The organism is Thauera sp. (genome assembly GCF_034003485.1).
In the GTDB taxonomy this organism is placed as follows: Bacteria; Pseudomonadota; Gammaproteobacteria; order Burkholderiales; family Rhodocyclaceae; genus Thauera.
This window is the reverse complement of sequence record NZ_JAVEYL010000022.1, coordinates 40868-66291: the sequence shown is the minus strand read 5'-3', so window position 1 is coordinate 66291 and position 25424 is coordinate 40868. Positions and strand designations below refer to the sequence as shown.

Annotated in this window: 20 protein-coding genes and 3 tRNA genes; 10 read left to right on the top strand and 13 right to left on the bottom strand. The window is 67.1% G+C overall.

Annotated features, from left to right (window positions below; all coding sequences use genetic code 11):
* Window positions 1-6 precede the first annotated feature (6 nt).
* From tuf to RBT54_RS13185, 4 genes are all read right to left on the bottom strand, one after another.
* Window positions 7-1197, bottom strand: coding sequence for an elongation factor Tu (tuf, locus tag RBT54_RS13200; protein WP_320367534.1), 1191 nt, complete (start codon window positions 1195-1197; stop codon window positions 7-9).
* An 84-nt stretch (window positions 1198-1281) separates the two neighbouring features.
* A tRNA-Thr gene (locus RBT54_RS13195) sits at window positions 1282-1356 on the bottom strand.
* A gap of 27 nt (window positions 1357-1383) precedes the next feature.
* Window positions 1384-1457: transfer RNA gene (locus tag RBT54_RS13190), tRNA-Gly, on the bottom strand.
* Window positions 1458-1562: 105 nt separating this feature from the next.
* Window positions 1563-1647 (bottom strand) — tRNA-Tyr (locus RBT54_RS13185).
* A gap of 175 nt (window positions 1648-1822) precedes the next feature.
* Between RBT54_RS13185 and RBT54_RS13180 the strand changes: the two genes are divergently transcribed.
* The 4 genes from RBT54_RS13180 to RBT54_RS13165 all read left to right on the top strand — a co-directional run bounded on the left by RBT54_RS13180 (window position 1823) and on the right by RBT54_RS13165 (window position 8670).
* A complete protein-coding gene (locus RBT54_RS13180) occupies window positions 1823-3226 on the top strand; it encodes an FAD-binding oxidoreductase (RefSeq protein WP_320367533.1) in 1404 nt (467 codons plus the stop codon).
* A 150-nt stretch (window positions 3227-3376) separates the two neighbouring features.
* Complete coding sequence (locus RBT54_RS13175) at window positions 3377-6985, top strand: indolepyruvate ferredoxin oxidoreductase family protein (protein WP_320367532.1); 3609 nt, start codon at window positions 3377-3379, stop codon at window positions 6983-6985.
* A 122-nt stretch (window positions 6986-7107) separates the two neighbouring features.
* Entirely contained in the window at window positions 7108-7854 is a 747-nt protein-coding gene (locus RBT54_RS13170) for a class I SAM-dependent methyltransferase (RefSeq protein ID WP_320367531.1), read from the top strand.
* Between the two features lie 108 nt (window positions 7855-7962).
* Window positions 7963-8670: a hypothetical protein gene (locus tag RBT54_RS13165; RefSeq protein WP_320367530.1), complete on the top strand. Its 708-nt coding sequence runs from the start codon at window positions 7963-7965 to the stop codon at window positions 8668-8670.
* A 27-nt stretch (window positions 8671-8697) separates the two neighbouring features.
* Here RBT54_RS13165 and RBT54_RS13160 read toward each other — a convergent pair whose 3' ends face one another.
* Window positions 8698-9327: a response regulator transcription factor gene (locus tag RBT54_RS13160; RefSeq protein WP_320367529.1), complete on the bottom strand. Its 630-nt coding sequence runs from the start codon at window positions 9325-9327 to the stop codon at window positions 8698-8700.
* Here RBT54_RS13160 and RBT54_RS13155 point away from each other — a divergent pair.
* The 4 genes from RBT54_RS13155 (at window position 9326) to RBT54_RS13140 (ending at window position 12951) form a co-directional block, all read left to right on the top strand.
* Complete coding sequence (locus tag RBT54_RS13155; RefSeq protein WP_320367528.1) at window positions 9326-9568, top strand: hypothetical protein; 243 nt, start codon at window positions 9326-9328, stop codon at window positions 9566-9568. The genes RBT54_RS13160 and RBT54_RS13155 overlap by 2 nt on opposite strands.
* Window positions 9565-10494, top strand: a complete 930-nt coding sequence (locus tag RBT54_RS13150) for an ABC transporter substrate-binding protein (protein WP_320367527.1) — start codon at window positions 9565-9567, stop codon at window positions 10492-10494. The genes RBT54_RS13155 and RBT54_RS13150 overlap by 4 nt, the downstream gene beginning before the upstream one ends.
* Window positions 10491-12413 (top strand): ATP-binding protein, encoded by a 1923-nt coding sequence (locus RBT54_RS13145; protein WP_320367526.1) that lies wholly within the window; start codon window positions 10491-10493, stop codon window positions 12411-12413. The genes RBT54_RS13150 and RBT54_RS13145 overlap by 4 nt, the downstream gene beginning before the upstream one ends.
* 112 nt (window positions 12414-12525) lie before the next feature.
* Window positions 12526-12951: a PhaM family polyhydroxyalkanoate granule multifunctional regulatory protein gene (locus RBT54_RS13140; protein ID WP_320367525.1), complete on the top strand. Its 426-nt coding sequence runs from the start codon at window positions 12526-12528 to the stop codon at window positions 12949-12951.
* A 132-nt stretch (window positions 12952-13083) separates the two neighbouring features.
* On the opposite strand, the gene RBT54_RS13135 is transcribed toward RBT54_RS13140, so the two are convergent.
* The 8 genes from RBT54_RS13135 to RBT54_RS13100 form a co-directional block, all read right to left on the bottom strand.
* Window positions 13084-14271, bottom strand: coding sequence for a CaiB/BaiF CoA-transferase family protein (locus RBT54_RS13135; RefSeq protein ID WP_320367524.1), 1188 nt, complete (start codon window positions 14269-14271; stop codon window positions 13084-13086).
* A gap of 79 nt (window positions 14272-14350) precedes the next feature.
* Window positions 14351-15586 carry a phenylacetate--CoA ligase family protein gene (locus RBT54_RS13130; protein ID WP_320367523.1) on the bottom strand — a complete coding sequence of 412 codons (1236 nt, stop codon included), beginning with the start codon at window positions 15584-15586 and terminating at the stop codon, window positions 14351-14353.
* Window positions 15587-15639: 53 nt separating this feature from the next.
* Window positions 15640-16449 carry an ABC transporter ATP-binding protein gene (locus RBT54_RS13125; RefSeq protein ID WP_320367522.1) on the bottom strand — a complete coding sequence of 270 codons (810 nt, stop codon included), beginning with the start codon at window positions 16447-16449 and terminating at the stop codon, window positions 15640-15642.
* A gap of 112 nt (window positions 16450-16561) precedes the next feature.
* Window positions 16562-17878, bottom strand: coding sequence for an ABC transporter substrate-binding protein (locus tag RBT54_RS13120; protein WP_320367521.1), 1317 nt, complete (start codon window positions 17876-17878; stop codon window positions 16562-16564).
* 106 nt (window positions 17879-17984) lie between these two features.
* On the bottom strand, window positions 17985-19049 hold the full coding sequence (locus RBT54_RS13115; RefSeq protein ID WP_320367520.1) for a branched-chain amino acid ABC transporter permease: 1065 nt from the start codon (window positions 19047-19049) through the stop codon (window positions 17985-17987).
* A 30-nt stretch (window positions 19050-19079) separates the two neighbouring features.
* Complete coding sequence (locus tag RBT54_RS13110; RefSeq protein ID WP_320367519.1) at window positions 19080-20009, bottom strand: branched-chain amino acid ABC transporter permease; 930 nt, start codon at window positions 20007-20009, stop codon at window positions 19080-19082.
* Between the two features lie 12 nt (window positions 20010-20021).
* Window positions 20022-20846 (bottom strand): ABC transporter ATP-binding protein, encoded by an 825-nt coding sequence (locus tag RBT54_RS13105; protein WP_413788451.1) that lies wholly within the window; start codon window positions 20844-20846, stop codon window positions 20022-20024.
* A gap of 11 nt (window positions 20847-20857) precedes the next feature.
* A complete protein-coding gene (locus RBT54_RS13100; protein WP_320367517.1) occupies window positions 20858-22843 on the bottom strand; it encodes an AMP-dependent synthetase/ligase in 1986 nt (661 codons plus the stop codon).
* A 364-nt stretch (window positions 22844-23207) separates the two neighbouring features.
* On the opposite strand from RBT54_RS13100, the gene RBT54_RS13095 reads away from it, so the two are divergent.
* Window positions 23208-24287 (top strand): flagellar motor protein MotA, encoded by a 1080-nt coding sequence (locus RBT54_RS13095; RefSeq protein ID WP_320367516.1) that lies wholly within the window; start codon window positions 23208-23210, stop codon window positions 24285-24287.
* A 3-nt stretch (window positions 24288-24290) separates the two neighbouring features.
* Window positions 24291-25415 (top strand): peptidoglycan -binding protein, encoded by a 1125-nt coding sequence (locus tag RBT54_RS13090; protein WP_320367515.1) that lies wholly within the window; start codon window positions 24291-24293, stop codon window positions 25413-25415.
* Window positions 25416-25424: the final 9 nt, after the last annotated feature.

Sequence of the window (25424 nt, the reverse complement as noted above, 5' to 3'; positions counted from 1 at the left end):
AGTCGATTACTCGATGATCTTGGCGACGACGCCGGCGCCGACGGTACGGCCACCTTCGCGGATCGCGAAGCGCAGACCTTCTTCCATGGCGATCGGGGCGATCAGCTTGACGGTGATCGACACGTTGTCGCCCGGCATGACCATCTCGGTGCCTTCCGGCAGCGAGATCGAACCGGTCACGTCCGTGGTACGGAAGTAGAACTGCGGACGGTAGTTGTTGAAGAACGGAGTGTGACGACCACCCTCTTCCTTCGACAGCACGTAGATCTCGCCCGTGAAGTGCGTGTGCGGGTTGATCGAACCCGGCTTGCACAGCACCTGGCCGCGCTCGACGTCTTCACGCTTGATGCCGCGCAGCAGCACGCCCACGTTGTCGCCGGCCTGACCCTGGTCCAGCAGCTTGCGGAACATTTCAACGCCGGTGCAGGTGGTCTTGACGGTAGGCTTGATGCCGACGATCTCGATTTCCTCACCAACCTTGACGATGCCACGCTCGACACGACCGGTCACCACGGTGCCGCGACCCGAGATCGAGAACACGTCCTCGATCGGCAGCAGGAAGGGCTTGTCGATGGCACGCTCAGGCGTCGGGATGTAGCTGTCGAGCGCAGCGGCAAGCTCGAAAATCGCCGGCTCGCCGATCGGCGACTGATCGCCCTCGAGCGCCTTCAGCGCCGAGCCCTTGACGATGGGAACGTCGTCACCCGGGAAGTCGTACTTCGACAACAGCTCGCGCACTTCCATCTCGACGAGCTCGAGCAGCTCTTCGTCGTCGACCATGTCGCACTTGTTCAGGAAGACGATGATGTACGGCACACCGACCTGACGCGCCAGCAGGATGTGTTCGCGCGTCTGCGGCATCGGGCCATCAGCGGCCGAGCACACCAGGATCGCGCCGTCCATCTGTGCGGCACCGGTAATCATGTTCTTGACGTAGTCGGCGTGGCCCGGGCAGTCAACGTGCGCGTAGTGGCGGTTGGCCGTCTCGTACTCGACGTGCGCGGTGTTGATGGTGATGCCGCGCGCCTTCTCTTCGGGCGCCGCGTCGATCTGGTCGTACGCCTTGGCTTCGCCGCCGAACTTCTTCGACAGGATCGTGGTGATCGCCGCGGTCAGCGTGGTCTTGCCGTGGTCAACGTGGCCGATCGTACCGACGTTTACGTGCGGCTTCGTCCGCTCAAACTTACCCTTAGCCATATCGCTATCCTTAAAATCAGAACCAGAAAAACCGGTGCGGCAGCCACACAAGTGGGCCGCCGCCCAGGCCAGGCAGAAAATGAGTGGTGCCCTTGACGTGGATTGAACACGTGGCCTCTCCCTTACCAAGGGAGTGCTCTACCACTGAGCTACAAGGGCGCCGAAACTTTACAAACGCAGCACTACTGGAGCGGGTGAAGGGAATCGAACCCTCGTCATAAGCTTGGAAGGCTTCTGCTCTACCATTGAGCTACACCCGCACATGCCTGCAACTGCGTTCGCTTGCACACCACTTACACAACACTCGCAGCCGATTCACTGCATCCGCTACGCCGACCGCAACAACTTGCGGCACGACTGAAACTTGGTGGAGGGAGAAGGATTCGAACCTTCGAAGGCTGAGCCGTCAGATTTACAGTCTGATCCCGTTGACCGCTTGGGTATCCCTCCGTCCGGGAAGCCCCGCACTATAGAGCCCACTTCCCGCCCTGTCAAATGTTTTCGTGATTTTTTTCTGAGGACGGGAACCCGGCTGCCCCTCTCCCCGCCCGGGGCAGCCACGAGGACGGCTGCAGCCCATCCGGCGGCGATAATCTCGCTTTCGAACTTCACCGGAGCACGAGGCATGAAGCCATCAGAGCAACCCGTCCGCCCACCCTTTCCCGAAGCGCTCGTGCACCGCCTGGAGGCCCGGTTCGGCACCCGCATCAGCCGCGCCGAGAGCATTCGGGCGCATCACGGCCACGACGAATCACACTTCCCCGACGCCGCGCCCGACGCGGTGGTGTTCGTGCATTCCACGGCTGAAGTGGCCGAAGTGGTGCGCGCCTGCGGCGAGTTCGACGTACCCCTGATCCCGTTTGGGGTTGGCAGCTCGCTCGAGGGCCACATCCTGGCAACACGCGGCGGCGTGTGCATCGACTGCAGCGAGATGAATGCGGTGCTCGACATTCGCGCCGAGGACATGCTGGTCGTGGTGCAACCCGGCGTGACGCGCAAGCAGCTCAACGCTGCGCTGCACGGCACCGGCCTGTTCTTTCCGATCGACCCCGGCGCCGACGCCTCGCTGGGCGGCATGGCGGCGACGCGCGCATCGGGCACCAACGCCGTGCGCTACGGCACCATGCGCGAGAACGTGCTCGGCCTCACCGCAGTGATGGCCGACGGGCGCGTGATCCGCACCGGCGGCCGCGCACGCAAATCCGCCGCGGGCTATGACCTCACCCGGCTGCTCGTCGGCTCGGAAGGCACGCTGGGCGTCATCACCGAGCTCACGGTCCGGCTGCACCCGCTGCCGGAAGCGACCTCGGCTGCGGTGTGTGCCTTCCCGGATGTGGTGTCGGCGGTCAATACCGTGATCCAGACCATCCAGCTCGGCGTGCCGGTTGCACGTATCGAGCTGGTGGACGAGCTCGGCGTGCGCGCGATCAACCGCTACAGCAAGACCACGCTGCGCGAGGCGCCGATGCTGTTCTTCGAATTCCACGGCAGCCCCGCCGGCGTGGATGAGCAGGCGCGCACCGTGCAGGAGCTTGCGAGCGAGAACGGCGGTCTGGATTTCGAGTGGGCCGAGCGCCCGGAAGACCGCAGCCGCCTGTGGGCCGCGCGCCACGACGCCTACTTCGCCAGCCTGAACCTGCGCCCGAACAGCCGCGCAATCACCACCGATGTGTGCGTTCCGATCTCGACCCTCGCCGAGTGCGTGAGCGCGACCCAGGCCGACATCGAGGCATCCGGTCTCATCGCGCCGATCGTCGGCCACGTGGGGGACGGCAACTTCCACGCCATCATCCTTGTCGACCCCGAAGATGACGCGGAAGGCGCGAGAGCCGAGGCCCTGAACCGCCGCATCGTCGAGCGCGCGCTCGCCATGGGAGGCACGTGCACGGGCGAGCACGGCATCGGCATCGGCAAGCAGGGCTTCCTGGTGCAGGAGCACGGCGAAGCGGTCGATTTCATGCGTGCGATCAAGCAGGCACTCGACCCACGCAACCTGCTCAATCCCGGGAAGGTGGTTCCCGGCCTGTGAGCCCGTCGGGCGAGCTCAGGGTAATCAGCGATTGAGGCCGCCAGGACCCGCGTCTAGCCTGAAGCAACGCGTCATGCCGCACCACCCACAAGGCGGGACGGCAAGGCGCGCGGCACCCGAAGTGACGATTTTGGGCAGAAGGAGAGGACCATGGCTGAAGCGTTCGCGGGCAGCACCACCCCGGCACCGAGCCTCGATGACAAATACACCCTGAGCAGCGGCCGCGTCTATCTGACCGGCTACCAGGCGCTGGTGCGCCTGCTGCTGATCCAGAAGGCACGCGACGAGGCGGCCGGCCTCAACACCGCCGGCTTCGTATCCGGCTACCGCGGCTCGCCACTCGGCGGGCTCGACCAGACGCTGTGGAAGGCGAAGCCGCACCTGCAGTCGCGCCACATCGTGTTCCAGCCCGGCGTCAACGAAGACCTCGCCGCCACCGCGGTGTGGGGCTCGCAGCAGCTCGACCTCACCCCGCATGCCGACTACCAGGGGGTGTTCGCCCTCTGGTACGGCAAGGGCCCGGGCGTTGACCGCTGCGGCGACGTGTTCCGCCACGCCAACGCCGCCGGCAGCTCGAAGTACGGCGGCGTGCTGGTGGTGGCCGGCGACGACCACGCCGCAAAGTCCTCCACCCTGCCGCACCAGACCGACCACTTCTTCAAGTCGATGATGATGCCGGTGCTGGCGCCCGCGGGCGTGCAGGATTACATCGACTTCGGCATCCACGGCTATGCGCTGTCGCGCTATTGCGGCTGCTGGGTGGCGTTCAAGGCGCTCGCCGACACGGTGGAGACCTCGGCCTCGGTCGACATCGAGCCGGGGCGCGTACAGGTCGTCATCCCCACCGACTTCGCCCTGCCCGCAGACGGACTCAACATCCGCTGGCCCGATCCACCGCTGGTGCAGGAGAAGCGCCTGCTGCACTACAAACTCTACGCCGCGCTCGCGTACACGCGCGCCAACCGGCTCAACCGCATCGTCATCGACTCGCCCGCGCCGCGCCTGGGCATCATCACCAGCGGCAAGAGCTATCTCGACGTGCGCCAGGCCTTCGACGATCTCGGCATCGACGACGCCCTCGCTGCCGAGATCGGCATCCGCCTGTACAAGGTGGGCATGGTATGGCCGCTGGAGGCCGACGGCGTGCGCCACTTCGCCGCAGGGCTGGACGAGATCCTGGTGGTCGAGGAAAAGCGCCAGCTGCTCGAATACCAGTTGAAGGAAGAGCTCTACAACTGGCGCGAAGACGTGCGCCCGCGCGTGATCGGCAAGTTCGACGAGAAGGGCGAGTGGGCGCGCATCGGCCGCGCCGACGGAACGGTGGACCATGGCGACTGGCTGCTCCCGGCCGCCGGCGAGCTCACCCCGGCGATGATCGCGCGCGTGATCGCCGGCCGCGTCGACCGCTTCTTCACCTCCGAGCGCATTCACGCCCGGCTGGCCTTCCTCGAGGCCAAGGAAGCCGCGCTCGCACGCCGCAGTTTCAGCGCCGACCGCGTGCCCACCTTCTGCTCGGGCTGCCCGCACAACACCTCCACCCACGTGCCCGAGGGCAGCCGCGCGGTGGCCGGCATCGGCTGCCACTACATGGTCACCTGGATGCCCGAGCGGCGCACCGCCACCTTCAGCCACATGGGCGGCGAAGGCGTGCCCTGGGTGGGGCAGGCGCCCTTCACCCGCGAAAAGCACATCTTCGCCAACTTGGGCGACGGCACCTACTTCCATTCGGGGCTGATGGCGATCCGTCAGGCAGTCGCGGCGAAGGTGAACATCACCTACAAGATCCTCTACAACGACGCGGTGGCGATGACCGGTGGCCAGCCCCACGACGGCCCGCTCGACGTCCCCATCATCGTCCGTCAGCTGCAGGCCGAGGGCGTGCATAACATCGTCGTGGTCACCGACGGCACCGAGCGCGCCTACGGCCCCGCCGACATCCCGCACGTGCCCATCCGCCACCGCGACGAGCTCGACGCCATCCAGCGCGAGCTGCGCGAATCGGGCGGCGTCACCGCGCTGATCTACGACCAGACCTGCGCTGCCGAGAAGCGCCGGCGCAGGAAGCGCGGCACCTTCCCCGATCCCGCGCGCCGGGTCTTCATCAACGAGGCGGTGTGCGAGGGCTGCGGCGACTGCGGCGTGCAGTCGAACTGCATGTCGATCATGCCGGTGGAAACCGAGTTCGGGCGCAAGCGCCAGATCGACCAGTCCTCGTGCAACAAGGATTACTCCTGCCTGAAGGGCTTCTGCCCGAGCTTCATCACCATCGAGGGCGGCCAGGTGCGCAAGGGCACGGCGCTGGCCGCCGACGATGCGCACTTCGGCATCCCGCCCGCCCCCAGGCTGCCCGCCACCGCCCGCCCCTACGGCATCCTGGTCACTGGCGTCGGCGGCACCGGCGTGATCACCATCGGCGCGCTGATCGGCATGGCGGCCCACCTCGACGGCAAGGGCGTCACCGTGCTCGACATGACCGGCCTCGCGCAGAAGGGCGGCTCGGTGTACAGCCACATCCGCATCGCCGACCGGCCCGACGACCTGCACGCGGTGCGCATTGCCGCTGGCGAGGCCGACGCGGTGATCGGCGGCGACCTCATCGTCAGCGCCAGCGTCGAGGCCCTGGCCAAGATGGCCGCCGGACGCACACGCGCGGTGATCAACCTCGCCGAGACGCCGACCTCCGAATTCACCCACAACCCGGACTGGCAGTTCCCCGAGCGGCACATGCGCACCACGATCCGTGAAGCGCTCGGCATCGATGCGAACGACGCCGGCGGCACGCGCACAGGACTCGGCACAGAACTCGACGCGGGCGTCGGCGCGGACTTCGTCGACGCCCAGGCGCTGGCCACCACGCTGCTCGGCGATGGCATCGCCACCAACCTGTTCCTGCTCGGCTTCGCGTGGCAGCGTGGTCTGGTGCCGGTGTCCGAGGCGGCGCTCATGCAGGCGGTGGCGCTCAACGGCGTGGCGGTGGACATGAACCGCCGCGCCTTCCTGTGGGGCCGGCGCGCCGCCCACGACCTCGCCGCCGTCGAGCGCCATGCCCGCCCCGTGCAGGTGCAACCCGACCGCCCGCACGGTCTCGACGAGCTCATCGCACGCCGTGTGCGAGCACTCACGGCCTACCAGGACACGCCCTACGCCGAACGCTACCGCGCCCTCGTCGAGCGCGTACGCACTGCCGAAGCCGCACGCGTCGGCACCGACAGCACCCGGCTGACCGAGGCGGTGGCGCACAACTACTTCAAGCTGCTCGCCTACAAGGACGAATACGAAGTCGCGCGCTTGTACACCGACCCGGCCTTCTGGCAGAAGGTGGAGGCCCGCTTCGAGGGCGACTACAGCGTGCGCTTTCACCTCGCCGCGCCGCTGCTTGCGCGCCCCGACCCGAACACCGGCCACGTCGCCAAGCGCGCCTTCGGCCCCGGCATGATGCGCGTTTTCCGTCTGCTCGCCCGCCTCAAGGGGTTGCGCGGCACGCGCTGGGATGTTTTCGGCTACACCGCGGAGCGCCGCGCCGAGCGGGCGCTGATCGCCGAATACGAAGCCGATGTCGCCGAACTGCTCGACAGCCTGAGCTACGACCGTCTGCCCCTCGCACTCGAGATCGCCCGCCTGCCAGAGCACATCCGCGGCTTCGGCCATGTGAAGGCGGCCGCCATGCAGTCGGCGGCGAAACAGCGTCGCGCGCTGCTTTCCCGCTGGCGCGGCGCGCGGCAGGAGGCAGCAGCGCGGCGCCAGCGCGTGGCGGCCTGACTCTCGAGGCCAGCCCCCCGTGCCAATGCGCCCCAGCGCGGACAGGCCCCTGTCCGACATGCGAGACGAAGGGCCAGCGGCTATCATGCGCCAGCCTTTTTGCTGCCGCGCCACCGCTCACGATGCCTCCTGCCCTCAAAGCCCTGCTCGCCCAGCTCATCGGCTCGGCCGTTGCCTTACTGCTCGCCCGCAACGGTCTCGTCGCCGGCCTGTGGCAGATCGTGGCGACCCAGGCCGCGAGCGCGGCAGTGGCCGCGGCGCTGCTGCGCAGCGCGCGCTGGTGGCTGCCCATCCACCTCGGCTTCGTCCCGCTGCTGGTCGCGGCGCAGAGCCTCGGCCTGCACCCGGCCTGGCATCTCGCCGCCTTCGTCGCGCTGGTGCTCGTGTACTGGACCAGCTTTCGCACCCAGGTCCCGCTCTACCTGAGCAACCGCCGCACTGCAGCGGCGGTTGTCGACCTGCTGCCCGCGGCGCCGGCCCGCCTGCTCGACATCGGCGCGGGCACCGGCTCACTGCTGCGCCCGCTCGCCCGCGCCCGACCCGACTGCCAGTTCATCGGCGTCGAACTCGCGCCCGCGACCTGGTTGATCGGCCACCTGCTCGCCGCCCGCCAGCCCAACATCGACTGCCAGCGCGGCGACATCTTCGCCCGTACCTGGCAGGACTTCGACGTGGTGTACGCCTTCCTGTCTCCCGTGCCGATGGCCGCGGTGTGGCGGAAGGCCGCAGCGGAACTGCGCCCTGGCGCGCTCCTGGTCAGCAACAGTTTTCCGGTCCCCGAACGCGACGCCGACTTCGTCGTCGATGTGGACGACCGTCGCCGCACGCGCCTGTACGGCTACCGCATTCCGCCTCACGCGACACCCTGAACGGCCAAAATAGGGGTGACGAACGGGCGCTTTTCCGGCGCTTGCCCTTGACCGCCAGGACCGATAATGGACACGGTGAAATGGACTGCAAGCGAAGGATGTAGCGTCATGGCTGAGATCATCTGCGTGATCGGCAACAAGGGCGGAACCGGCAAGACCACTTTGTCGCACATGCTGTGCCAGGGCCTCGGTCTCCTTGGCCAGCGCGCGGCGTGCGTGCTCACCGACACCACACGTGAGCCCCTCGTCCCTGCGGGCCGGCGCTACCTGATTGCGGACGCACGCACGCGCGACTCCCTGACCAAGGTGGTCGACAAACTGCGCACCCTCGACGACTGGATCGGCGTCATCGACGGCGGCGGCAACCGCACCGAGATGGACCGCAAGCTGTACGCCCTCTCCGACATCGTGCTGCTGCCCTTTCGCGAATCGCATGAGGACATCCGCACCGTGCTGCGCGACCTGGAGATGTTCCCGCGCGCCTATGCGGTGCCCACCCAGTGGCCGCACAACGCCTGGCAGCGCGAAGCCGCGGACCGCACCGTCGCGCAACTGCTGGGCGCTTATCGCCACCGCATCCTGCGCCCGGTCAACGCCCTGTCGGCAAGCAAGTTGCTGCTGCAGAAACGCGTCCCCGAGCAACTGCCCTCGCCGCTGTCGAACGCCTGCCGCGCCGTCGCGCGCCAGGTGCTGGAAGTGCTCGAGATCGATTTCGCCGATCACGGCCCGGATGACGAGGGCGACGACATCGCCGAGCGCCTGCCCGCAGCCGAAATGCCGCTACGGCTCACCCAGGGCGCGCGTCGCAGCCACTGAGCACGGCGCGCCCGCGCCCGGCAGCACTCAGAGCCGCGCCCCGCTGCGCGCGATTGCGACCAGCGCCTGTGATCGGCTGCTCACGCCGAGCGCGCGGTAGATCGCGGTCATGTGGACCTTGACCGTACCTTCGGTGAGGCCGAGAAGGTCCGCAATCTCGCGGTTACTGCGCCCCCCGGCGAGCAGTTCAAGCACACGAGCCTGCGCGGTCGTCAGCCCGAAGCGCTCAGCGGGCGCCTTGCCGGGAGAACGCCGCGGGCTCTGGGTACTGCGCACAGGCGTCGGCACGCCGCCATCGAGCAGTTCGCGCACCGCACGCAGCAGCACCTCACCGGAACTGGCCTTGGACACGAAACCGGAAGCGCCCGCCTTCAGCGCCCGCCGTACCGAGGCGTCGTCGTCCATTGCCGACACCACGATCGCCGGCATGTCAGGAAAGCGCTTGCCGAGAATGACCAAAAGGGAGAAGCCATTGACGTCGGGCAGCATCAGATCGATCACGGCGAGATCAAGGTCCGACTGGCGCTCGAGCACCGCGAGCGCCTCGTCGCCATCGGCCGCCTCGATGCACTCGACCCCGGGCTCCAGCCGCGACAGGCTCTGCGCCATGGCCTCGCGGACGAGCGCATGGTCTTCGACGATGAGGATCTTTGTCATGTCCCGCTTGCGGCAGCGCGCCGCCCCGGCTGAAGAACGCGATGAACATACCATGCCGGATGCAGCCGGCCCTATGCCGGAAGGCGCAAAGAAGGGAAAATTGCCAGACTTTCTGCAGGTACTGCGTGCCGCGCCCCAACCCGATCCATTCGCATCCTCGCCCATGTGCCTGAATCCCTTCGCGGTCTCCCGCTCGACGCTGAGCCAGCTTGGCTGGCTGCTGTCTGGGCATGGCGGATGAAACGCGCATCGGTGTGGCGCTGGGTCGCGCTGCTCGCATTGCTCGTCGTGCCGCTCATCAGCCCGGCAATGGCGGCAGGCTCGCGCGTGCTCGTGCTCGCCGAGATGGACAAGGCGCCACAAGCAGAAACCGTGGCCGCGCTGAACGCCGAACTGCAGCGCGACGGTGTTGACGTGTCGGTCCTGGCGCCGGCAAGCGCGAACCGGGCGTCACTGACCGGCGCCCGCCTGATCGTCACCGTCGGCAGCCATGCCGCACACACCACCGTGGCGCTGGAGACGGCGACCCCCGTCCTCCACGTCCTGCTGTCGCGCAGCACCCTCGACGCACTGGGCGAGCGGCCCGGCAGCGCGCCCAGGTCGGCGATCGTGCTGGACCAGCCCGCCGAACGCCAGATCGCGCTGATCCGGCTGGCGCTGCCCAAGCATGAGCGGATCGCCACGATCGCCGGCCCCGAGACACCCGCCCTGGCGCGCGCGCTGAACACCGCCGCCACGCGCAGCGGCCTCGACACCCGCAGCGCCGAGGTCGCCGACATCCCTGCGCTGTATCCGGCGCTGCGCAGCGTACTGGAACAGCCCGCGGTGCTGGTCATCACACCAGACAGCCAGGTGTTCAACAGCCAGACCGTGCATCACGTGCTGCTCACTGCCTTTCGCCTGCACGCCCCGGTGCTCGGCTTCTCGGCTGCCTACGTGCGCGCCGGTGCCGTGCTCGGTCTGTACACCACGCCGACGCAGGCGGGAACCGAAACTGCGGCCGTCGTCCGGCAGGTGCTGACCGGGCAGGCACTGCCGAGCCCCACCCACCATGCCCTGTTCGAAGTCGGCGTCAATCCCACCGTCGCGCGCGCACTCGGCATTCAACTGCCACAGGCGGACGCGCTCACCGACGCACTGCGTGCGCAGGAGGGGCTCGCGCCATGATCGAGCGCTGGGGCATCCGCGCCCGCGTCACCTTTGTCGCCTTCGTGCCGATGCTGGTGGTGGCCGCGCTGATGACCGCAACCCACACCGGCCTGCGCCTGTCCGACCTCGACCAGGCCCTGCGCGCACGCGCCCAGGCCCATGCCCGCCAGCTCGCCGCCGCCAGCGAATACGCGATCTTTGCCGGCGACCGCGAAACGCTCGGCCAGCTCGCCGACGCCCTCATGCTCGAGGACGACGTCGCAGCCATCGCCATCCGCGGCGCGGACGGCCAGGTACTCGTGCGTACCGGACGCTTCGCAGCCACGCTCCCGCCCACGGCGCCCTATCCAGCGCGGGTGCAGACACTGGAAACGCCTGACGGACGCTGGCTGCGCATCGTGGAACCGATCCGGCCCAGCCACCTCCCCACCGAAGACGTCTTCAGCGGCGGCATGGTGCCGGCCAACAACGTGCAGGCACCGCTCGGCCAGCTGATCATGGACATGTCGCTCGCCCGGCTGCAGCAGCGCCGCAGCGAACTGCTCTGGATCGCCGCCGGCTGGATGGTGATCGTGGCCGTGGGCAGCCTGCTGCTGGCACGGCGCATGAGTCGCAGCGTCAGCGGCCCGATCCGCGAGACCGCCGAAGCAGTCCTCAGCATCGGCCGCGGCGAGCTGGACCGTCGCGTCACGGTCAGCGGCGGAGGGAGCGTGCGCGCCCTCGCCGAAGGTGTGAACGAGATGGCCGAGCGACTCCAGAACGCGCACGCCTCCATGGCGCGCCGCATCGACGATGCCACCTCCGAACTGCGCGCACGCAAGGACGAGGCCGAGCGCGCGAACCTGGCCAAGTCCCGCTTCCTCGCTGCTGCCAGCCACGACCTGCGCCAGCCTCTGCACGCACTCGGGCTGTTCCTTTCCGAACTCGCCCAGCAACCCCTGGATGCGCGCAGTCGACAGATCACCGGACGCCTGACGGCCTCGACCGAGGCGATGGAGGGGCTGCTCGACAGCCTGCTCGACATCTCTCGACTGGATGCCGGCGTACTCGCCCCTGAGCGCAGCGTGTTCGACATGCACGCCAAGCTCGAACACATCATCGCCGGCCAGACCAGCGCCGCCGCTGCGCGCGGCCTGGAGCTGCGCCTGCGCTGCCCGCCGTGCTGGGGTCTCAGCGACCCGCTGCTGTTCGAACGCATCGTCGCCAACCTCGTCAGCAATGCCATCCGCTACACCCCCGCGCACGGCCGCGTGCTCATGGCCTGCCGGCGCCGGGGCGAGCGCCTGCGCGTCGAGGTACGCGACAGCGGCCCGGGCATCGCCGTCGACGATCAGCAGGTCATCTTCCAGGAGTTCGTTCAGCTCGGTAATGCCGAGCGCGCCCGCGACAAGGGTCTTGGCCTTGGCCTGGCCATCGTCCGCCGCCTGGTGGACCTGCTCGGCCATCGGCTCGAACTGCGCTCGGCACCCGGGCGGGGATCGGTGTTCGCCGTCGAAATACCGGCCGCACCGCAACCCGAACCGGTGCCGGGCGACCGCGAAGCGCTCGCGCTCGGCCATTTCGGCGACCTCCAGGTGCTGCTCGCTGACGACGACGCGCTCGCCCTCAGCGCCATGACGAGCCTGCTCGAGTCCTGGGGCTGTGAAGTGACGGCCGCGCAATCGGCCGGTGGCCTGATGGACGCACTCGCGAGCGGGAACGCGCCCGACATCCTGATCACCGACCTGCGCCTCGGTGGCGCGACCGATGGCCTCGCATTGATCACCAAGGTGCGGGCACAACCCGGACTGGCAGGACTGCCCGCAGTGCTCATCAGCGGCGACACCGCGCCGGAGAGCCTCGCCCGCATCCAGGCGGCCGGCGTGCAGATGCTGCACAAGCCAGTCCGCTCCGCGCGCCTGCGTGCGCTGATGCATCGGCTCCTGACCGCCCACTGACACCCGCCGCCCTCGCGCCCCCTGCGCCCCGCGCGCCCCGTGCAGGACGCGCACCCGCAGCGGTGTATCGGTTAATATCGGTTCATATCCTTCAACCCGACTGGAGTAGCCAATGTCAAAGGACCAGAACGCTCAGGATCCGCTGGAATTCGTGCGCGGCATGTGGAACCAGATGGGTTTCTCCCTGCCCGGAATGGTCACGCCGACACTGGACATCGACGAGCTCGACAAGCGCATCAAGGACATGCGCGCAGTCGAAGGCTGGCTGAAGATGAACCTGAACATGCTGCAGATGAGCATCCAGGGACTCGACATGCAGCGCGCAGCGCTGGCTGCCGTGAAGGCGATGAGCCAGCAAGCGCAGCAGGCCGGCGAGGGCGCGAGCGACTCCGCCAACAATCCGTTCGCCAACGCTGCGGCAATGTGGCCGTGGAACCTCATGAACAACGTGCCGGGAACCGACGCCGAGGCCGCGGCGCGCGAGGCCGAAGCCAAGAGCAGCCGCGGCACGCGTCGCAAGACATCGACCGACAAGTAAGCATCACCTCCACGGGGCGCCGGGTTGAGCGCCGCCGATGCCTGACGCGGGCGGCATTACTACCGCCCGTTTGCGTTCATCGGTTCCCGTTCGGCGGCTCCGCCTCCGCCCTATCCGTTCAGCCGTATCCGTTCAGATGACACCCGCCGCGCGCAGGCGCTCGATCGTATCTGCGTCCACGCCCTCGCCTGCGAGTATTGCCTCGGTGTCTGCCCCGACCCTCGTCGGTGCGGCGCGCGGCGCGGACGTCGGCATCGCCGTCATGCGCACCGCCGGTCCGAACTGGCGCACGCCGGCCACCTCGACCACCATGCCGCGTGCCTGTAACTGCGCATCCTCCAGACTTTCCTCCAGGCGCAGCACCGGCGTCACGCAGCAATCCACCGCATCGAAGATCGACACCCAGTCGCGCTGACTGCGGCTGCGGAAGATGGCCGCCAGCTCGCCGCGCACGCGTGCGCCCTCCGTGCCCTCGGCCAGATGGCCCGGTTGGAGATCCGTGCGCCCGAGCGTGTCGCACAGCAGGTGCCAGAACTTTTCTTCGAGGGCGCCCACCGCCATGTGGCGGCCGTCGGCCGTTTCGTACACCCCGTAGCAGGGTACGCCACCGCTGAGCAGATCCTCTCCGCGCGGTCGAACCCGACCGCTGGCCAGCACCTCGGTGAGCGGGAAGATGGCATGGGCGAAAGTGGCATCGGTCATCGACACGTCTACGTGACGCCCGTGGCCGCTGCGCTGGGCGTCGAACAACGCGACCATGATGCCCATCACCGCGCCCATGGTGCCGCCGAGCAGGTCGCCGATCTGCACATTCGACAGCGCAGGCGCGCCGCCTGCAGTGCCAATCTGGTCGAGCACGCCGGCGTAACCGAGGTAATTGATGTCGTGTCCGGCGCGCGCCGCGTAGGGTCCGCTCTGACCGTAGCCGGAGATGCTGCACAGGACGACGCGCGGGTTGCGCCCGGCCAGGGTCTCGTAGCCCAGCCCGAGGCGCGCCATCACGCCCGGGCGAAAGCCCTCGACCACCACGTCGGCGCTTTCCACCAGGCGCAGGAAGAGCGCGCGCCCTTCGGCCTGCTTGAGGTCCAGTCGCAGGCTGCGCTTGTTGCGGTTGACGACCTGATAGAACCAGCTCGTCTCGCCGCCCATCGCGCCCATGGTGCGCGCATAGTCGCCGGCACCGGTGTCCTCGACCTTGATGACTTCGGCGCCGTAGTCGGCCAGGTGCTGGGTGGCCAGGGGGCCGGGAAGGAGGCGGCTGAGATCGAGGACGCGCACGCCCTCGAGTGGCGCGCGGCGCGCGGCGGTCTGGTCTTGCATGGATTCTCCGGGCGCGCAGCACGTGCTGCCGGTACGCCCGCCCATGGCCGGCGCCCGGCAGCGCGCGCGCCGTCTGTGGCTATCGATAAACCCGCACGTCGTCGATGACCTTGCCGTCGTTGGCGAGAGCCCCCGCCGGCAGGAAGGCGACCTCGCCACGCAGCTTGGTCAGTTCGCGAATGCTGGCGGCGACGGCATCGGCCAGGGCCTCGCTGCCGCCACCGGCCGCCTCGCACATCAGCGTCATGCGGTCGTTGAGGTCCGGATTATCCACCACCAGGCGCGCACGCGTGATCTCGGGGTGACGGCGCACCACCTGGGCGATCTGTCCGGGATGCACGAACATGCCCTTGACCTTGGTGGTCTGGTCGGCGCGCCCCATCCAGCCCTTGATGCGAACATTGGTGCGCCCGCAGGGCGAGGTGCCGGGCAGCACCGCCGACAAATCGCCGGTGCCGAAGCGGATCAGCGGGTAATCGGGGTTGAAGGTGGTCACCACCACCTCGCCCACCTCGCCGGGCGCCACCGGGTCGCCGGTGCCGGGGCGGACGATCTCGAGCAGCACATCTTCGTCCACCACCATGCCCTCGCGCGCCGGGGTTTCGTAGGCGATCAGCCCGATGTCGGCGGTGGCGTAGGCCTGGAAGGCCGTGATGCCGCGCGCGGCGAAGGCCTCGCGCAGGCTGGGCGGGAAGGCCTCGCCGGAGACGAAGGCCTTGGTGAAGGACACCGGCACGCCGAGCTCATCCGCCTTGTCGAGCAGGATGCGCAGGAAGGATGGCGTGCCGACGTAGGCAGTGGGCTGCAGGTCGGCGATCGCCGCGAGCTGCTGCTCGGTCTGGCCCACGCCGGCGGGGAAGACGGTGCAACCGAGCGCGTGCGCGGCGGTCTCCATCATCGAGCCGGCGGGGGTGAAATGATACGAGAAGGTGTTGTGGACCAGGTCGCCGGCACGGAAGCCCGCGGCGAACAGCGCGCGCGCCAGGCGGTAGTAGTCGGGGCGCGCACCTTCGGGTTCGTAGAGCGGGCCAGGCGAGGCGAACACGCGCCGGCACGCCGTGCCCCAGCCCACCGCCGAAAAACCGCCGAAGGGCCGCGCCGCCTTCTGCAATTCCAGCAACTCCGACTTGCGGATGACCGGCAGCGTGGCGAGTGCGTCACGGCTGGTCACGGAATCCGGATCGACGTCGGCGAGCAGCCGCCCGAACGCTGGCGCAGCGGCGCGCGCGTGGGCGATCTGCGCCGGCAGGCGGGCCAGCAGTTCGCGCTCGCGCGCCTCGGGATCGCGGGTCTCGCGCGTATCGTGGAAATTCATCTTGGCTCCCCAGCTCGATGCGTTGTCCGTTTCGGCGTCCAGTCCAGCGGGCTTCAGCTCAGCCAACGCTTGCGGCGACGATAGTGCTTGATGTCGCGGAAGCTCTTGCGGCCTTCGCCCGCGAGGCCGAGGTAGAACTCCTTGACGTCCTCGTTGGTCGCCAGGTCCTTGGCCGCGCCTTCCATCACGATGCGGCCGTTCTCGACGATGTAGCCGAAGTCGGCGTAACGCAGCGCGACCATGGTGTTCTGTTCTGCGAGCAGGAAGCTCACCCCTTCCTTGGCGTTGAGGTCCTTGACGATCTCGAACACCTCTTCGACGATCTGCGGTGCCAGGCCCATCGAGGGCTCGTCGAGCAGGACCATGTTCGGGTTCGACATCAGCGCACGCCCGATCGCGCACATCTGCTGCTCACCGCCCGAGGTGTAGGCCGCCTGGCTCGTGCGGCGCGTCTTCAGGCGCGGGAAGTAGGTGTACACCTTGTCGAGGTTGGCGGCGATCTCGCCCTTGTCGCTGCGGGTGTAGGCACCGGCGAGCAGGTTTTCCTCGATGGTCAGGTGGGCGAAGCAGTGGCGCCCTTCCATGACCTGGACCACCCCTCGGCGCACGAGGTCGGACGGTGACAGCGCTTCGACGCGCTCACCGCGATATTCGATCGTGCCCTTGGTGACCTCGCCGCGCTCGCCCTTGAGCAGATTGGAGATCGCTCGCAGCGTGGTGGTCTTGCCCGCGCCGTTGCCGCCGAGAATGGCCACGATGCCGCCCTCGGGCACCTGCAGGGACACCCCCTTGAGCACCAGCGCGACGTGGTTGTAGATCACCTCGATGCCATTCACATTGAGTAGAAGATTCGGTGCGCTCATCATTTCGTCCGCTAAATTCGGCCCCACCACGACGCGCGCGACAGGGCCCGGATCGATTCCGGCCACCCGGCCAGCCGCACGAGGCGGCACGGTCGAGCGGCTGGAAACAACATCAGGTGTTGCAGTCGCTGGCGTCGCGACGCTTGACCTGCTTCTCGGCGGCGTAGCGGTCTGCGGCTTCCTTGACCATCGGGTCGAGCACGCTCTTGTCCGCCTCGTACCAGTCGGCGCCCATCACCCACTTGCTGCCATCCCACGAGTGCACGCGTGCCCACGACGAGCCCATGTGATCCTCGCAAGTGGTCTTGATCGGACGGATGACGCCCTTCACGCCCAGCTCTTCAAGCCGCTTCTCGTCGAGGTTGAGGTTCTCGAAGCCCCAGCGCACCTGCTCGCCGGTCATGACCTGGCCCTTGCCGAACTTCTCCTGCGCCGCACGCACGGCCTCGACGCTGAGCATCGAGATGATCATGCCGCGGGTATAGAGCACCGAACCGACCTCGTCGCGCGGCCCCGAGCCCTGGCCGGCGTCATGCACCTTCTTCAGAAGGTCCTGCATCAGCGGGTAATCGGTACCGTTCGGGTTCAGCGCCAGCGCGCTGTAGCCCTTGGCGTTGGCGCCCACGTCCTTGACGTCGGGTTCGGCACCCGCCCACCACACGCCGAACAGCTTCTCGCGCGGGAAGCCGGTGGCGATCGCTTCCTTCAGCGCCGTCGAGTTCATCACGCCCCAGCCCCACAGCAGCGCATAGTCGGGACGATCGCGACGCACCTGCAGCCAGGTCGCCTTCTGCTCCACGCCCGGCGCGGTCACCGGCAACAGTTGCAGGTCGAAGCCATGCATCTCCGCGCGCTTCTTCAGCGCCGGGATCGGCTCCTTGCCGAAGGGCGAGTCGTGGTAGATCAGCGCGATCTTCTTGCCCTTGAGCTTGTCGAGTCCGCCTTCCTTCTTGCCCAGGTGCTGGATCAGGATGTCGGCCGCGGTCCAGTAGCTGCCCATCAGCGGGAAGTTCCACTTGAACACGCCGCCGTCCTGCGAGGCTGCCAGGCCGTATCCGAGCGTGATCAGCGGGATCTTGTCGACCGGCGCCTTGTCGGTGAGCGCGAAGGTGATGCCGGTGGCCTGCGGGTCGAACACGGCCGCGCCCTTGCCCTTCAGGCGCTCGTAGCACTCCACGCCCTTGTCGGTGGCGTAGCCGGTCTCGCACTCCTCGAAGGCGATCTTGACGCCGTTGATGCCGCCGTTGGCGTTGATGTACTTGAGATAGTCCTGCTTGCCGTTGGCCCAGGGCACGCCGTTGGGCGCGTAGGCACCGGTGCGATAGGACAGCAGCGGAATGAACTGCTCCTGGGCAAGGATCGGCGTGGCAAAACTGGTCGCACCAAGGGCGACAAGGGTGGCGGCGAGCGCGAAAGGCTTGAGTTTCATTGATGTGTCTCCTCTTTTATGTGTCGGTGGCATGGCGTCCATGCCGGTTGGTGCATCCCTGCGACAACCACTTCTGCCCGGCCCCCAGCACCCGGGCGGCGCTGCATCAATGGGGGAAGGGCCACAGCCGCAGCTTCTGCTTGCCCACGCTCCACAGCTTCGCCAGGCCGTGCGGCTCGACGATCAGGAAGAAGACGATCAGGGCGCCGAAGATCATGTGCACCAGGTGCGTGATCGTCGCCGTGGAGAGCGGGATGCCGAGCAGGTGCGGGATCTGGTCGAGCGCGAGCGGCAGCAGCACGATGAAGCCCGCGCCCAGGAATGCACCCGCGATCGAACCCAGTCCGCCGATGATGACCATGAACAGCAACTGGAAGGAACGGTCGATCGAGAACGCCGCCGGCTCCCACGCGCCGAGGTGGACGAAGGCCCACAGCACGCCGGCCACGCCGACGATGAAGGAGCTCACCGCGAACGCGCTCAGCTTGGCGTACATCGGGCGGATGCCGATCACCGCCGCGGCCACGTCCATGTCGCGGATCGCCATCCACTGCCGGCCGATGGCGCTGCGCACCAGGTTCTTGGCCATCAGCGCGAACACGCACACCACCGTCAGCACGAACAGGTACTTGCTGACCGGCGACTCGATCGGCACACCGAACACGTCGAGGCGGGCCATGCTGACCGAACCGGACGACGAGTTGTTGGTGAACCAGCCGATGCGCAGGAAGGCCCAGTCGGTGAAGAACTGCGCCGCCAGCGTCGCCACCGCCAGGTACAAGCCCTTGATGCGCAGCGACGGGATGCCGAACAGCACGCCGATCACGGTCGCCGACAGGCCACCGAGCAGCATCGCCACGATCAGCGGCATGTCCTCGATGCGGACCATGAAGTTGTAGGCCGCATACGCGCCCACGGCCATGAAGGCGCCGGTACCGAGCGAGATCTGGCCGCAGTAGCCGACCAGGATGTTCAGACCCAGCGCCGCCAGCGACAGGATCAGGAAGGGAATCAGGATGGCGCGGAACCAGTATTCGGAGCCGACCAGCGGCAGGACCACGAAGGCGACCAGCAGCAGCAGGGCCATCGCCCAGCGCTCCTGGAAGATCGGGAAGATTTGTTGATCGGCCGCGTAGCTCGTCTTGAACTGGCCATTTTCTCTGTACAGCATTCGGATGTTCTCCCGGAGTCGGTAGCCGCGTCAGACGCGATCGATGATCTTCTCGCCGAACAGCCCCTGCGGGCGGACCAGCAGGAAACCCAGCGCAAGCACGTAGGCGAACCATATTTCGATGCCGCCACCGAGCATCGGCCCGATGTAGATCTCCGACAGCTTCTCGCCGACACCGATGATGAGGCCGCCGATGATGGCGCCCGGCACCGAGGTCAGGCCGCCGAGGATCACCACCGGCAGAGCCTTGAGCGCCACCAGCGAGAGCGTGAATTGCACGCCGAGCTTGGAGCCCCAGATGATGCCGGCGACCAGCGCGGCGAAGCCCGCGACCGACCACACGATGACCCAGATCTTGTTGAGCGGGATGCCGATCGACTGCGCGGCCTGGTGGTCGTCCGCCACCGCGCGCAGGGCGCGGCCGGTCTTGGTCTTCTGGAAGAACAGCGCCAGCACCACCACCAGCAGCGCGGCGATCGCCGCGGCGACGAGGTCTTCCTTGCTGATCATCACGCCACCCTCGAACGTGCCCTCGAGGATGAAAGCCGGATCCTTGGGCATGCCGACGTTGATGTTGTAGATGTCGCTGCCGAACAGGGTCTGGCCGAAGCCGTCGAGGAAATAGGCGATGCCGAGCGTGGCCATCAGCAGCGTGATGCCTTCCTGGTTGACCAGCTTGGACAGGCACAGGCGCTCGATCGCCCACGCCAGCACCACCATCAGCGCCATCGCGGCGATGAAGGCGAGCAGGTTGGCGAGCAGCAGGCTCTCGAAGCCCAGCCACTGCGGAATCCACTCCGCGAAGCGTGACATCGCCAGCGCAGCGAACAGCACCATCGCGCCCTGGGCAAAGTTGAACACGCCCGAGGCCTTGTAGATCAGCACGAAGCCCAGTGCGATCAAGGAGTACAACATGCCGGCCATCAACCCGCCGAACAAGGTTTCAAGAAAGAATCCCATGGTGTTCCCCGTTCAGTGCGACGTGCCGAGATAGGCACTGATGACGTCTTCGTTGTTGCGCACCTCGTCGGGCGCGCCGTCGCCGATCTTCTTGCCGTAATCCAGAACCACGACACGATCGGAGATGTCCATCACCACGCCCATGTCGTGCTCGATCAGCACGATGGTGGTGCCGAACTGGTCATTGACGTCGAGGATGAAGCGGCACATGTCCTGCTTCTCCTCCACGTTCATGCCCGCCATCGGCTCGTCGAGCAGCAGCAGCGACGGCTCGGCGGCCAGCGCGCGGCCGAGTTCGACGCGCTTCTGCAGGCCGTAGGGGAGCTGGCCGACCGGGGTCTTGCGCACGTTCTGGATCTCGAGGAAGTCGATCACCTCCTCGACCTTCTCGCGGTGGGCGATCTCCTCCTTCTGCGCCGCGCCCCAGAACAACGCCTGCTGGAAGATGTTGGATTTCATCTTCAGGTTGCGCCCGGTCATGATGTTGTCGAGCACGCTCATGCCCTTGAACAGTGCGATGTTCTGGAAGGTGCGGGCGATGCCCTGGCGCGCCGCCATGTAGGGCTCGAGGCGCTTGCGTTCGTGGCCGCGATACATGATGCGGCCCTCCTGCGGGTGGTAGACGCCGTTGATCACGTTGAGCATCGAGCTCTTGCCGGCACCGTTGGGGCCGATGATCGAGCGGATCTCGTGCTCGCGGACGTTGAAGCTGATGTCGGTCAGCGCCTTCACGCCGCCAAAGCGCAGCGAGATGTTCTGCAGGTCGAGGATGACCTCGCCCTGGCGCCGACCCGGTGCGGTGTTGGCGGTCGCGGAATTCATGTCGGTCATGTCCATTGCTCGTGTCCTCAGGCCGCGCGCTTGCCGGCCTGCGGCGCAAAGGTCTTCACTTCCTCGATGCGCAGGTCGGCCGAGATCTTGCCGGTGCGGCCGTCCTCGTACTTGACCTGGGTCTCGATGAACTGGCTCTTCCTGCCTTCGAACATCGCGCCGACCAGCACGTCGTATTTCTCGGCAACGAAGTTGCGCCGCACCTTGCGGGTGCGGGTGAGCTCGCCGTCATCGGCGTCGAGCTCCTTGTGCAGGATCAGGAAGCGCTTGATCTGCGAGCCGCTCATGTTGGGGTCGGCGGCGAGGTCGGCATTGACCTTCTCGACGCAGTCGCGGATCAGCTCGTACACCGCCGCCTGCTGGGCGAGGTCGGTGTAGCCCGAATAGGCCATGCCCTTCTTCTCGGCCCAGTTGCCCACGGCCTCGAGGTCGATGTTGATGAAGGCGGTGGCGAACTCCTTGCCCGCGCCGAAGGTCACCGCTTCCTTGATGTGCTGGAAGAACTTGAGCTTGTTCTCGATGTAGTTGGGCGCGAACATCGTGCCGTCGGCCATCTTGCCGACGTCCTTGGCGCGATCGATGATCTTGAGGTGCCCGTCCTCGTCGAAGAAGCCGGCGTCGCCAGTCATGAAATAGCCGTCAGCATTGATCGACTCGGCAGTGGCATCCGGGCGCTTGTAGTAGGCCTTGAGCAGCATCGGCCCCTTGACCAGGATCTCGCCGTTGTCGGCGAGCTTGACCTCGACGAAGGGTGCGGGCTTGCCGACCGAATCCAGCTTGATCTGGCCGTCGGGCTGCAGGCACACGTAGGCGCAGGTCTCGGTCTGGCCGTAGAGCTGCTTGAGGTTGATGCCGATCGAGCGGTAGAAGCGGAACAGGTCGGGGCCGATCGCCGCGCCGGCGGTGTAGGCCACGCGGATGCGGCTCATGCCGAGCACGTTCTTGAGCGGGCCATACACCAGCAGGTTGCCCAGCCAGTACTGGAAGCGGTCGCCACCCGACACCGGCTTGCCGTCGAGGATGTCGGCGCCGCAGCGGCGGGCGACGTCCATGAAATGATGGAAGATCCTGCGCTTGAGGCTGCCGGCGTCTTCCATGCGGATCATCACCTGGGTGAGCAGGTTCTCGAACACGCGCGGCGGAGCGAAGTAGTACGTCGGGCCGATCTCGCGCAGGTCGGTCATCACCGTCTCGCCCGACTCCGGGCAGTTGATCGTGAACCCGGCCACCATCGCCTGCGCGAACGAGAACAGGTGGTCGCCCACCCACGCCATCGGCAGGTAGGACAGGATGTCTTCCTTGTCGGTGAGCTTGTCGAACTGCATGCCGCCGCGCGCCGCGGCGATGAAGGCGCCGTGGGTCTGGCACACGCCCTTGGGCTTGCCGGTGGTGCCCGAGGTATACAGCATGATCGAGATGTCGTCGGAGGCACCCTTGGCGATCTCGCCATCGAGGAAGTCCGACTGGTTGCGGTCGTGGATCCGCCCCATCTCCTGCAGCTCGTCCAGGCCCATCAGCACCGTCTGGGTGTAGTGACGCATTCCACGCGCGTCGTCGTAGATCACGTGCTCGAGCATCGGCGCCTCGGGCAGGATCTCGAGCATCTTGTCGACCTGCTCCTGATCCTCGACGATGGCGAACTTGATCTCGGCGTCCTGGAGCACATAGACCATTTCCTGGGCCACGGCGTCCTGATACATCATCACCGGGATGCCACCGAGACACTGGCAGGCGGCAACCGACCAGTACAGACGCGGCCGGTTGTCCCCGACCACGGCCAGGCGGTCACCGCGCTTGAAGCCGAGCTGCGCCAGCCCGCAGGCAATGGCACGCACGTTTTCGGCCACCTGCGCCCAGGTGTAGGTCTGCCAGATGCCGTATTCCTTCTCGCGCATCGCCGGGCGCTGTGGGCGAACTTTCGCGTGGTGCATCAGGTAACGCGGGAAGGTGTCCAGTCCCGCATCGCCCTGCACGTGGTCGGACGCGCTCGTGCGTGTGTCCATTCCACACTCCTCCTTTGGTCTTGTTCCTTCTGTCTCCGCACCCGGGCCATGGGTGTATTCGTAGAAGGCCCGGGCGGGACGCGAAAGCGCGTCCGATCCAGTTCAGGCTGGAGTGTGGCAAGCCACCTTTGCGCAACTGTTTGTGGAATGTAGTGAATTGTTGCAGGTCGGGTCAGGCGGCGCCTCGCGACCTCAAAAATCGCCATCGTCAGTGAATTCCCCAAACGTGTCCGATGGAGCGGATTCGCCTGACAAACCGCGCGATTTCTTCAGAAACCTGCAGGATTCGCGCTAGACTCCCGACGATGCGCCCGCCCCTGGAATGGGTGGCAGCACGACGTCACGCACTCAGGAAAATTCCTCGATGGAACGCAAGGAATTCACCAAACCCGTCCACGTCACCACCTGGATGGCTGTCTTTCTCGCGCTGGTGGCGGTCCTCGCCGCCGTGCTCGTACCGCAACTCAAGCACGCCTTCGTCGCCAATGCTGCTTTCAACGGGGTGATCCTGTTCGTGCTGGCGGTCGGCATCGTGGTCAACCTGCGCCAGGTCTGGCGCCTTCAGCGCGAAGTGCTGTGGATCGAAGACTTTCACAGCGCCGACCCCGACGCGCTGCAGGGTCGACTGCGCCCGGTGCTGCTGGCACCGATGGCGCGACTGCTGTCGAGCCGCAAGCGCGGCCAGTTCCACCTGTCGCCCGCCTCCACCCGCTCCATCCTCGACAGCGTGCAGATCCGTCTCGAGGAACAGCGCGACCTCTCGCGCTACCTGATCGGCCTGCTCATCTTCCTTGGCCTGCTCGGCACTTTCTGGGGTCTGCTCACCACCATCCGTTCGATCGGCGAGATCATCGGCGGCATGAGCGTCGGCACCGACCCGGTGGCGATGTTCGAGGCCCTCAAGTCCAAGCTCGACGCGCCGCTGGGCGGCATGGCGACCAGCTTCTCGACCTCGCTGTTCGGTCTTGCCGGCTCGCTGATCGTCGGCTTTCTCGACCTGCAATCGGGCCATGCGCAGAACCGCTTCTACAACGAGCTCGAGGAATGGCTCTCGCACATCACCAAGCTGCCCTCGGGCGTGGGCATGGAAGGCGAAGGCAACGTGCCCGCTTACGTACAGGCGCTGCTCGAACAGACCGCCGAGAGCATCGAGCGCATGCAGCGCTCTGCGGTGGAGTCCGAACGCGAACGCCGCGCCACCGCCGAACACCTGGGCGAGCTCAACAACCAGCTCACCCGCCTGGCCGACTTGATCACCCGCGAATCACGCGACCTGTCGACGCTGTCGGCCTCCCAGGACGACCTGCGCGGCCTGATCCGCCAGCTTGCGCAGCAACCCGCCCAGGGCACGCAATTCTCCGAAGACCTGCGCGCTGAACTGCGCCTGCTGTCGCGCACCATCGGCGCCGCGCTCGGTGGTGCCGGCAACAGCCGGGTGGAATAAGCCATGGCCCGCCTCGCCCGCCGCCGGCCGCTCGATTTCTGGCCCGGCTTCGTCGACGCCATCGCCTCGCTCTTGATGGTGATGGTGTTCGTGATCCTGATCTTCGTGATCGGCCAGTTCGTGCTCGCCGACGCGGTCAGCGGCCGCGACCGCGCACTCGCGCAGCTCAACGCCGAGCTCGCCGCGCTCGCCCAGACCCTGAGCCTGACGCAAACTGCGCGCGAACGCGCCGAGGTCAAGGTCGGCGAGCTCTCCGCCTCGCTCATCACCTCCGAGCGCGAACGCGAAGCACTCGGCAACGAGATCCTCGCCGCACGCGGCGAATTGCACGCCGCACAGGACGAAGCCAAGACCCAGCGCGAAGAGGCCGCCCGCCTCGCCACCGACATCGCCGCGCTGCAGCGCCTGAAGGCCGAACTCGAAGCCGAAGCCGCGCGCCTGGCCAGCGCGCTCGACACGTCGGAGCGTGGGCTCAAGGAACAGCAGGAAATGTCCGCCGCCGCGATTGCGCAGGTGGAGCTGCTCAACCGCCAGCTCGCCGCCGTTCGCGAGCAGCTCGAGCAGCTCAATGCCGCGCTCGACGCCGCCAAGCTCGCGGCCAAGGACAAGGACTTGAAGATCGAGGAGCTCGGCCGCGAGCTCAACCTCGCGCTCGCCGCGCGCGTGACGGAGCTCTCGCGCTACCGTTCGGAATTCTTCGGTCGCCTGCAGGCGGTGCTCGGCGAACGCAAGGACATCCAGATCGTGGGCGACCGCTTCGTGTTCTCGAGCGAGGTGCTGTTCCCCACCGCCTCTGACGAAGTCAGCGCGGACGGCATGATCCAGCTCACCCGCCTGGCCGAGACGCTGAAGACACTCGCTGCCGAAATTCCGAACGACCTGCCCTGGGTGCTGCAGGTTGACGGCCACACCGACCGCCGGCCAATCTCGAATGCGCGCTTCCCGTCGAACTGGGAATTGTCCACCGCGCGCGCGCTGGCCATCGTCAAGTTCCTGCGCGGCCAGGGCATCCCGCCCCAGCGCCTCGCCGCCACTGGCTATGGCGAATTCCACGCGCTCGATGCGGGCAACACCGAAGAAGCTTACGCGCGCAACCGTCGCATCGAACTGAAGCTCACGAGCCGCTGAAATCGGCCT